The organism is Mesonia phycicola, assembly GCF_900141885.1.
GTDB lineage: Bacteria > Bacteroidota > Bacteroidia > Flavobacteriales > Flavobacteriaceae > Mesonia > Mesonia phycicola.
Genome location: NZ_FQYY01000013.1, coordinates 1 through 9,234, shown reverse-complemented (window position 1 = coordinate 9,234; position 9,234 = coordinate 1). Strand labels below are relative to the sequence as shown.

General features: G+C 29.9%; 12 protein-coding genes. All 12 read right to left on the bottom strand.

Annotated elements, in window-relative coordinates; translation table 11 throughout:
• The coding region (locus BUC03_RS14370; protein ID WP_143159210.1) for a hypothetical protein at positions 1–294 on the bottom strand (294 nt) is incomplete at its 3' end.
• A gap of 692 nt (positions 295–986) precedes the next feature.
• A complete protein-coding gene (locus BUC03_RS14365; RefSeq protein WP_073153644.1) occupies positions 987–1,304 on the bottom strand; it encodes a type II toxin-antitoxin system RelE/ParE family toxin in 318 nt (105 codons plus the stop codon).
• 2 nt (positions 1,305–1,306) lie between these two features.
• Positions 1,307–1,543, bottom strand: a complete 237-nt coding sequence (locus BUC03_RS14360; RefSeq protein WP_073153641.1) for a hypothetical protein — start codon at positions 1,541–1,543, stop codon at positions 1,307–1,309.
• A 212-nt stretch (positions 1,544–1,755) separates the two neighbouring features.
• The gene (locus BUC03_RS14355) at positions 1,756–2,070 is read right to left on the bottom strand and encodes a type II toxin-antitoxin system RelE/ParE family toxin (protein WP_073153638.1); all 315 of its coding nucleotides are present in this window, start codon (positions 2,068–2,070) and stop codon (positions 1,756–1,758) included.
• A complete protein-coding gene (locus BUC03_RS14350; RefSeq protein WP_073153635.1) occupies positions 2,052–2,294 on the bottom strand; it encodes a hypothetical protein in 243 nt (80 codons plus the stop codon). The genes BUC03_RS14355 and BUC03_RS14350 overlap by 19 nt, the downstream gene beginning before the upstream one ends.
• Before the next feature lie 324 nt (positions 2,295–2,618).
• The gene (locus BUC03_RS14345; RefSeq protein ID WP_073153632.1) at positions 2,619–4,154 is read right to left on the bottom strand and encodes an ADP-ribosylglycohydrolase family protein; all 1,536 of its coding nucleotides are present in this window, start codon (positions 4,152–4,154) and stop codon (positions 2,619–2,621) included.
• Positions 4,151–4,813 (bottom strand): DarT ssDNA thymidine ADP-ribosyltransferase family protein, encoded by a 663-nt coding sequence (locus BUC03_RS14340; protein WP_073153629.1) that lies wholly within the window; start codon positions 4,811–4,813, stop codon positions 4,151–4,153. The genes BUC03_RS14345 and BUC03_RS14340 overlap by 4 nt, the downstream gene beginning before the upstream one ends.
• A gap of 9 nt (positions 4,814–4,822) precedes the next feature.
• Positions 4,823–6,334 (bottom strand): UvrD-helicase domain-containing protein, encoded by a 1,512-nt coding sequence (locus tag BUC03_RS14335; protein WP_073153626.1) that lies wholly within the window; start codon positions 6,332–6,334, stop codon positions 4,823–4,825.
• A gap of 293 nt (positions 6,335–6,627) precedes the next feature.
• On the bottom strand, positions 6,628–6,930 hold the full coding sequence (locus BUC03_RS14330) for a type II toxin-antitoxin system RelE/ParE family toxin (protein WP_073153623.1): 303 nt from the start codon (positions 6,928–6,930) through the stop codon (positions 6,628–6,630).
• Positions 6,927–7,169 carry a type II toxin-antitoxin system ParD family antitoxin gene (locus BUC03_RS14325; RefSeq protein WP_073153620.1) on the bottom strand — a complete coding sequence of 81 codons (243 nt, stop codon included), beginning with the start codon at positions 7,167–7,169 and terminating at the stop codon, positions 6,927–6,929. The genes BUC03_RS14330 and BUC03_RS14325 overlap by 4 nt, the downstream gene beginning before the upstream one ends.
• A gap of 193 nt (positions 7,170–7,362) precedes the next feature.
• Positions 7,363–8,022 (bottom strand): hypothetical protein, encoded by a 660-nt coding sequence (locus BUC03_RS14320; protein ID WP_073153617.1) that lies wholly within the window; start codon positions 8,020–8,022, stop codon positions 7,363–7,365.
• 168 nt (positions 8,023–8,190) lie between these two features.
• The gene (locus BUC03_RS14315; protein ID WP_073153614.1) at positions 8,191–8,817 is read right to left on the bottom strand and encodes a T9SS type A sorting domain-containing protein; all 627 of its coding nucleotides are present in this window, start codon (positions 8,815–8,817) and stop codon (positions 8,191–8,193) included.
• Positions 8,818–9,234: the final 417 nt, after the last annotated feature.

The following is a 9,234-nucleotide window of genomic DNA, read 5'->3' as shown; positions in this document are numbered from 1 at the left end:
AATTTCTATATCATATAGATTAACAATTACTTTATATCCATTATATATCAATTCATTGATTCGTTCCGCATTTTCGTCAGATGATTTTTTTACCATCAATTTAATTTTAATCATATAAATTATAAATGGTAATATTAAAATGATTCCAACTCCAATAAAATACCAATTTATATCTCCTGTTGGATTATATCTTCCTCTTCCGCCAACACCTGCATAAATAATTATAAACCCTAAAAATGTAAGTCCAATAAAAATCCAACTTCCAAAATCAGATAGTATTTTTTTTAAGTTCATAAATTTCTCAAATGTGTTACAACGGTCTCGTATATTTTTCAGTTGTGGGAATTTAGGAATTAAAGATAGTAAAAAGAACTGAATTTGACGCACTAGCGTCTGTGTCCGCAGGACACAAAGCCACAATTGGAAATATATGTTGTTAGTAAAAGTGTTTTTTCCGTTTCAATTTTCGATTTCATTTTATCATTTTTTAGCATTTTAGTCCGCTGATTTCAAATTACTATTTTGAAAACGAATTTTGGTTTTCTATTTTATCCGTAAAGATTTGAGAAAATAAAGTAGTGCTGAGAAAATTTTATCCGCAACAGATTTTCCGTTTCAGTTTTTCCATCCGAGTGATTTCAAGTCCGCCGGTTTCTAATTTTATCTTTTAGATTTTGATTTTTTTCCGCAAAGATTTTTAGTCCATTTTATGTTTATCAGATTTACGCTATGAGAGATTTTATATCCGTTTAGATTTTCAAATTTCTTCAAGTTTTTGTTTTTAAAAAAAGATCAATTTGAAAAATGAATTAAAAGTTTGACACGCTGAAATTTCACATTTTTACCAACGGTTTTGTATAATTTTCCAGCTAAGGGAAAGTTAGAATTAAAGATAGTAAAAAGAGCTAACTTCGACGCTTTTGCATCTGTGTCCGCAGGACACAACTAAACCTTAGTTGGAATTATACGGTGTTGGCAGTAGTACTTTATTTTTCAATCCGATTTTCATCATTCATTTTAGACGGATTTTGTCGTGTGTCAAAGACATCATTAATTATAATTTCATTATCTACAATTCTGTAAATAAGTTTATAATGTCCACTTACTAAATATCTATGATTTTTATTTAGAATTGTCAAATTTGGTTCAATTGGACCAGAATTTGGATTTTTTAATAGTTGTTTCGAAGATTTAAGTATTTGTTTTCTGATTTTATGAGCAAGTTTTTTATCTACTTCAATAGCATAATAATCAAAAATATCTTTTAAATTTCTGATAGCAAAATCAGTCCAAACTATTTTCATTATTACCAATTTGCTGATATTCTCTCCAAATCTTCTTGACTTTTTACGTTTCCATTTTTGAAATCCAATTCAGATTTTTCAATTCGATTTAGTAATTCTTCGACAGTAAATGATTTTAATTCAGGATTGTGTTCAATCTCTCTTTTTAAGATATAATTTTCCAATTTGTTAAATAATATCTCGTCCTTAATTTGGGCTAGATAAGTTATTAAATTGAGTTTTCGAGTTTGTAAATCCATAATTCTTGTATTTAATCAAAAATACAATTTTTTTACTAAATGTTTATTTGAAAAATGATTTTCTTGTATTACTGCCAACGGTTTTGTATAATTTCCCAGCTAAGGGAAGGTTAGGAGTAAAGATAGTAAAAAGAGCTAACTTTGACGCTTTTGCGTCTGTGTCCGCAGGACACAACCAAACCTTAGTTGGAATTATACGGTGTTGTGCAACGTTATTTTTTGTTTTCCAATATTTTCAAAAGTTTTTTCGGATTTTGTCTATTGTCCCAAAAAGCTGTGATGATAATTTCTGTGTCATTAAATTTATAGTAAATACTAAAATTACCTAAAGAAGCAACTCTTGTATCTTTGAAATCTGTAGCTTTGTAAATCAGAGGTTTTTCGGCTATTTGTTTTGTTCTTTCCGAAACTAGCTTTAAAAGTTTTTTAGAGTATCTATTTGATTTGTTTTTTTTAACCCAATATTCTAAAATCCCCACGAACTGAATATCAGCTGTTCGTGTCCAAATTACATTGCGTTTAGCCATTCCAAATTCCTTTTATTCATTGCTTCTTGAGAAATTAGTTTACCATCTTTTATATCTCGTTCACTGATTTCCAACATCAATTTCTGTTCTTTGGTCAGTTCAACTATTTCAGATTCAGATGAACTCGATGTAATTATTTTGTCAAGAGCGACTAAAAAGTCTTTGTTTTTAATCGATAGTATTTTGTCAATCAATCCGTTTCGTATATTATCTACTGTTGCCATTTTTATTTAAATTTATTTTATAAATATCCGAATAATTGGTCTTTTTTCCTAATGTTGCACAACGGTTTTGTATAATTTTCCAGCTAAGGGAAGGTTAGAAGTAAAGATAGTAAAAAGAGCTAACTTTGACACTTTTGCGTCTGTGTCCGCAGGACACAACCAAACCTTAGTTGGAATTATACGTTGTTGTGCATAGTGCTTTTCACATTCAGTTTGGTTTTCAGATGTTTCTTGTTTAGTTCAAATGTGAACGTTGGCAAGACATACTCTTTTGCAATTTTTGACGTAGCGTTGGCTTGAGCGAATTGCAAATGTGTATGGCTTTTAGCGTTGGACTCTTTTTTCTATTAACTTTATTATTTCCTTAAACTCCTTTTTATCCGTTTCGTTTAGAGATTCCATAAACTTTTCAATCCGTTCTTTTGAGTTGTAATCCAAATTAAGTCCATTCCATAAGTTAACTTCCTTTTCCAAACTCTCGGTAAATAATTCAGATTTATTTTCTTTTACGATACTCAACAATTTCGCGAATCGACAAAACTGTCCATTGTCGAATTGAACATCTAAAATCAGATTGTATTTTCCTTTCGTTAAAGTCTTTTGTCTCTCAATTGCTTCAATTCTTCCATCTCCTAAAGTTTCAAGAAAGACTCTTTCGTTAATTTCAAAACTGTCATTTTCAATCTCTGAAATAGATTTAGTGTTTTTTGTGTTTATAATCTTGTTAAATTCTGCTCGACTTTCGGAAATTTCAAGTAAGCGAATTGAAATTGCATCAATATAATCAAGGTCTTGAACGTTTTTCCATTTTGAAGGAATAATAGATTGTCCGTGTAAAGCACCAATTAAACCACCTGCAAAAGCTGCAATACTGTCTGTGTCAGTTCCAATAGAATTTACAGCTTGCTCAATTCCTTTTAATGGTTCTTTAGAATATTTACAAGCTAAATAAATACCTGCAATTACAGTAGAAGTACCTGAACCTTTCGTCTCGTTATTATAACAGCCCAGTTTGGATAACGCATCAAAATCAGATGAATTATTTGTAAGTAATTTATAGGTAGTTCTTAAATATTCTTGTGTTTCATCAATTATAGATTTAAATAAAATCCTAAAAGGTTCTTTAGCATTTTTATTCCATTCAGTTTCCCAACTTTTTAGTTTTGGATTATCTAAAAAGTCAATCGAAAATTTTTGATGAATGTCTTTTCCTAATTCGATAAGAAAGTTTTTGAAATCAAAATTTTCGGGATTAAACCTTAATATTGTGTCAATGGAATATCCATAGAGCATAGCTCCTAAAATTGCTCTTGGATGACCGTGAGTGATTATACTATTACAAAAGATTTCTTCTTTGATTTTATCTTCCTCTCCAAAATTTGCTAATGCAATTGGCAGTATTCTCATTGCCGCACCATTTGCACCACTTTCTCTATAGTCGATTGTAGTTTTACCAGCTTTAAACGTGAAAAAGTTATTATTCCATTTAGCAGATTTTCTTTCTATTTTTCGAGCTGCATTTTTTATTGTTCTTCCTGCACCTCTTGAATAAAGTAACCAATCTGGTAGTTCTTTTTTTGCAAAATATTGTTGGTCGACAAAACCATCTTCGTTAATTGAACGAGCAACTGAAAGTAAAAGTTGAGTATCATCAGAATATGAACCTGAATTAAGCTTATCGACATAACCGTAAAATCTACCTCCAACATTTTTTTCCCAATCGTGAAAAGAATTGATGTAATCAGTTCCAAACTTTTTCTTTAAAGAATTTTTACTTTTTTCAAATTCAGTCATCCAACCTAAAGCGTCTCCAATTGCTGCAAGTTTTAAACTGCCTTTATATTTTGTTTCTGCTTTCATATTGTACGATTTGGTGAAAATATTTCTTTGTCAACTACAAATTTACTTGTATCAAAAGAATACATTGCTCCTTTAGCTGCTGCCAAGTTTTCTTCATTTTCAAAACAAACTGATATAATACTTTCTGATGAAATAATATCTCGGACTAATATTTCTGCTTGAACATTTGTTGGATATTTGTTTGCAATATTGGCTCTTGTTCCATAAGGAATAGGTATGTTTTGAGCAAACAACATTTTAAACTTTTCTATATCTCCTGTGATTCCAATACTTTTTGCTGCTCGAGAAGCTGCATTAGTTACTGAAAACAATGTTTTATCATCATAGATATGTTTTGGATTTATTTTTAAAACACACCAATTTATTGTAAAATCGTCTTTAGTTTTTTGCCTAAACTTTGAAAACAAAAAGGTGTTTGGACTAGAAATAGAAAGGTTTATATAATTTTTGTCATCATAACGGACATCATCAGTAAATTGCACATAATCTAATATGTCGAATTGTTCAATATCCAAATTTTCTAATTTGGCTCTACTCATCAACTTGTTATTTTCTAATATGCTGAATAAATTTCGAGTTGGTGTAAAATGGATTAAACAGTCAATCTGTCTTTTGTTAATTTCTTCTTGAAACTCGGTATAATTAGGTTTTAAATTCATAGAAAATTTTTAAAAAGGTAAGTCATCATCATACGTACTTCTTGAAGAATTTTTAGGACTTATATCTTCTAATAAACTTGCCTTGATTTCTTTTAAATATCGCGATGGATTTTCTTTATCACTTGAAAAAAGATAAAGGTTGTTTCTCGCTCTTGTCATACAAGTGTATAGTAATCTTCGCTCTGTAGAAATATGGAATTCATCATCTGCATCAATAAATCCTGCTGGAAAAGGGATAATATCGTCATTAAGATCAAGTATAATTACATTGTTAAATTCAAGTCCTTTTACTGATGACATTGTGCAAATTTTAATGCTATCACTTCCATAATTTACGGGAAGATTAGATTTTACTAATTCCGTTGAAAACCCGTTAGCATCTAAAAATTCTTTAATTTGTTTTACACCATTTGTTGTCCTATGAAGAACTACCGTACTTTTAAGATTTTTGTTGTTTTTTAAAAGTGTAAGTTGGTCATCAAGATGATTTAATTGTTCATCAAAATCTGAATAGTAAGCTACTTTTGGCTTATCCGTTCCTTTTCTTGCTGCTTTTACTGTCGTAAATTCAGACTTGTCATTCTCCTTATCTAAAAGCGACAGAGCTGCATTGGCAATCGGTATTGTATTACGATAGTTATTTTTAAATTCTATGGTTCTACCACCTCTTACGTTAATACCAACTTCACTCCAAACAAAACCACTTTTGAAAATGCGTTGTGCTGCATCAGCAATTATTGATAAACTATTTGTTTCATCACTTACTAATTTTGAAATGGTTAGAATCTGTGCCTTATTTAAATCTTGTGCTTCATCAATTATTATGTGTGTATACGGTGGAACAAAGTTTGGGTCATTTTGAATTTTTTTTAGTGTAAGGATTGCATAATCATCAAAATCGACTTTACCTCTGGTTTTTAATTCTTGATTGTATTTTTCATAAACAACCCAAATAACTTCTTTATCAGTTTTTGTAACACGGTCGGAAGTTCCTCTCCCTGTTCTCGCAGCTTCAAGATACTCTGTTTTATTTTTAAAAATTTTACCTTTCATCCAAGATATTTCTTCTTGAAAAAACTCCGCACTTTTATCTAAAATGTTTGAAGTACTAGAAGATAATCCGTTTATTATGTCCTCAATGATTTCAATTTGAGTCCATTGCATTATAGTTTGGTTATATTCAATTCCTGCGAAACGGTAAGCCCAACTGTGAAAATTTATTATTTGGACATTAAGTCCATCTGCTGTTTTAGGCTTGATTTCGTCACTATCTTTTTGATAACCTCCATTGATAAAAGGTTTAATAGCTTTTATGTAAGCTGCAAGAGTTTTATTATATGTAAATATTACAATTCTTGTTTCCTTGAAAAGATTTGCTTGTGTCTCAAGCAAATGTTTCGCTCTATAAAGTGCAACTGTGGTTTTTCCACTTCCTGCAACACCTTTTATCTGAATTGGGTTTGTTGGTGGTAAGAATAGTACTTTTTTTTGTTCTCCTTTCAGAGTAATTTTTTTCAGCATTTTAATTCAGTTTGGTGTTGAGCGTTGGCAAAAAACAGCTCTTTTATTTTTTATAGCGTTGGCTTTTCGTGCTGGCAAAAAAATAAATGTGCTGTTTGTGCGGCAGGCTTTTTTAGTTCATATGTTCTTTTTTTAACACGATTTTCGCATTATGCACAACGTGTTTGTATATGGTTTGTTGCGTGGTTTAGCACGTAATTTAGCAAATAAAAACCGAATAGAAAATCCGCGAGGATTTTCGTAAGTAGGCTAGAACTAGCAATAAATTATATACGCTGTTGTGTGCAGTTTTTTTATTTCAGTCGTTTTTTAATATCCATTCTCTGATGTAAAATTCTAACGATTTCTACAATTTCATTTTCAACTTTTCTGTAGAAAATTAGATGAGATTTAATTTTCGTTACACGATAATTTTTTCGAGTGTGTTCAGCCGATTTTCCAATCAGATAGTTATCCGCAATAAAGTCAATTTCTGCCATTATTAAATCGTAATATCTGTCTGCTTGTTCTTTAGACCATTTGTTAAGCGTATAAATCCAAATTTTATCTAAATCCTCAATCGCTTGTTGACTTATGCGATATTTGTTTTTACTCATAAGTGTTTACGATGTAATTCTTTCAAATGTTGTTTTGGGTCGAAATTTTCAACAAATCCGCTATTTTCTCCAACTTCGAGAGCTTTAATAAGTTCTCTTTCTTTTTTTTCTTCACGTTCTAACAAACGTAATGCGGAACGAATTACTTCGCTAACCGAACCATATCTACCAGAACTTACTTCTTCTCTGATAAAATCCTCAAAATGATTTCCCAGTGATATTGATGTGTTTTTTCCCATTTTGGCTATATTTTACTCAAATATACCAAATCTTGGTAACGTAGCCAAATTGCACACAACGGTCTTGTGTAATTACCCAGCTAAGGGAATTTAGGAATTAAAGATAGTAAAAAGAACTGACTTTGACGCGTGAGCGTCTGTGTCCGCAGGACACAAAACCTTAGTTGGAATTATACGTTGTTGTAAAACGTTTTTATTTTGACTCTATCTTCAATAATTGGTCTAAAATAAAGCTTTTATTTTCAAGCCTATCAAGTCTTCCAATTTTAGTTACATTAAAAAATAAATATATGAAATAATCAGTTTTTGGTTCTTCTAGTGTAATTTCTTTTTCATCATTAACTATAAAAGTTATGGGAAATTGATTTTTATTTAACTTAATGACTTTTTCACTTTCAAATCCAGTATTGGTATCAATTTTTCCATCGTCAGACTTAATTGACACACCTAAAACAACATTTTCGATTTCCTTATTAGAATAGGTTTTGATTTTAAAATTAACAGAAGAAGAATCCACGTACTTAGCAGGTGTAACTTTATTAATTTTAATACTATCCAAAGGTTTTTCTTTTATTCCAAAATTGAGTTTTAATTTAGAGTCTATAATTTCAAATGTTCCAATACCTTGTTTATTTATTTCAAAAATATGTGTTCCGCAAAAAGATTGTTTAATTTTTTTTTGATCGTGTAAATATGGTGATTCATTTAAAAATGAAGTGTAGCCAAAATCCGTATCATTTAAAATTGTAATATATTCTAATCTATCATTTGATAAATATATTCCTGGTTCAATAGTTTTTTGACTATAAATGTTCAAACTGAAAAAAATAGATAGAAAAAATAATACCTTCATAGATTGATTTTTTTAGTCAAATGTTTTACAACGGTTTTGTATAATTTCCCAGCTAAGGGAAGGTTAGAAGTAAAGATAGTAAAAAGAGCTAACTTTGACGCTTTTGCGTCTGTGTCCGTAGGACACAACCCAACCTTAGTTGGAATTATACGGTGTTACCCAACGTATTTATTTAATTACGATTTTATCCATCTTAATTCCTGATTCTGAATATAACTTAATAATATAAATACCTTTTTCTAATCCTGATAAATCAATTTGATTTTTAGGTTCATACACTTTTAAAATTTTTCCAGTTATATCAAAGAGTTGTATTTTTTTTAGATTTGTACTTTTAATGTTGAGAATTCCATTGGTTGGATTGGGGTAAAAAGTTGTTGTTTTCTTTTTGATACGATTTGTATTTAAAGCTGGTCCATAAACGTGAGCCATTTTAGAAGAAGACTCTCTTTGTCCAGTATAAACGGCAGTAACATAGACATCAAATCCATTTAGGTTGTTATAAAACAGAAAACTTTCTCCACCACAATTTGAGCCATTTGCGGGATTTACTGGATTATAAATATTATATATAGAAGTTTCATTTATAAAAATATATAGTTCATCTTCTTGATAAACATTATATCCGATAATTTCATCGTGAGGTTGCTCTGGTTCATCCCATTCAAGTGTAAAATAATTATTTGGATATTCATACCATTGATTCCAATTTAAGTTTTGAACAGGGTTAACTTGAGCTGAAGAGATAAAAATTATACTAAATAGTGCTAAAATTGTAAAAATAATTTTCTTCATAATTTGTGGTTTTATATGTTGGGTAACGGTTTAATATAACTTTCAGTTGCGTTGAATTAAGGTTAAAGATAATAAAAAGAACTTAATTTGACGCTTTTGCGTCTGTGTCCGCAGGACACAAATAGCAGCGATTGAAGTTATATATTGTTGCCTAATGTGTTTTTTTCATCTTGCTAATAACGAACATTTTATCCAGTTTGAGTATTTTATTTAACCGAGTTAGAATTTCATAATGGAAAAACGAGTTTTACTTTTTACTTCTTAAAGATTAAAAATTAAAGAGTAGAAGCGCGACAGTATTTATCCGTAACAAATTTTACGTTTTATTTTATCCATTTGAGTGATTTTAAATCATCCAAATAGTATTTTTACCTGTAAATAATTAAAATAAACTACTATTTTTTTCCGTTTGAGTTT

What these genes read in the sequence shown, in the direction of transcription:
- BUC03_RS14320 (WP_073153617.1), bottom strand. Translation starts at nt 8,022, where the DNA reads ATGAAGGTATTATTTTTTCTATCTATTTTTTTCAGTTTGAACATTTAT.
- BUC03_RS14335 (WP_073153626.1), bottom strand. Translation starts at nt 6,334, where the DNA reads ATGCTGAAAAAAATTACTCTGAAAGGAGAACAAAAAAAAGTACTATTC.
- BUC03_RS14355 (WP_073153638.1), bottom strand. Translation starts at nt 2,070, where the DNA reads ATGGCTAAACGCAATGTAATTTGGACACGAACAGCTGATATTCAGTTC.
- BUC03_RS14365 (WP_073153644.1), bottom strand. Translation starts at nt 1,304, where the DNA reads ATGAAAATAGTTTGGACTGATTTTGCTATCAGAAATTTAAAAGATATT.
- BUC03_RS14360 (WP_073153641.1), bottom strand. Translation starts at nt 1,543, where the DNA reads ATGGATTTACAAACTCGAAAACTCAATTTAATAACTTATCTAGCCCAA.
- BUC03_RS14330 (WP_073153623.1), bottom strand. Translation starts at nt 6,930, where the DNA reads ATGAGTAAAAACAAATATCGCATAAGTCAACAAGCGATTGAGGATTTA.
- BUC03_RS14315 (WP_073153614.1), bottom strand. Translation starts at nt 8,817, where the DNA reads ATGAAGAAAATTATTTTTACAATTTTAGCACTATTTAGTATAATTTTT.
- BUC03_RS14345 (WP_073153632.1), bottom strand. Translation starts at nt 4,154, where the DNA reads ATGAAAGCAGAAACAAAATATAAAGGCAGTTTAAAACTTGCAGCAATT.
- BUC03_RS14325 (WP_073153620.1), bottom strand. Translation starts at nt 7,169, where the DNA reads ATGGGAAAAAACACATCAATATCACTGGGAAATCATTTTGAGGATTTT.
- BUC03_RS14350 (WP_073153635.1), bottom strand. Translation starts at nt 2,294, where the DNA reads ATGGCAACAGTAGATAATATACGAAACGGATTGATTGACAAAATACTA.
- BUC03_RS14340 (WP_073153629.1), bottom strand. Translation starts at nt 4,813, where the DNA reads ATGAATTTAAAACCTAATTATACCGAGTTTCAAGAAGAAATTAACAAA.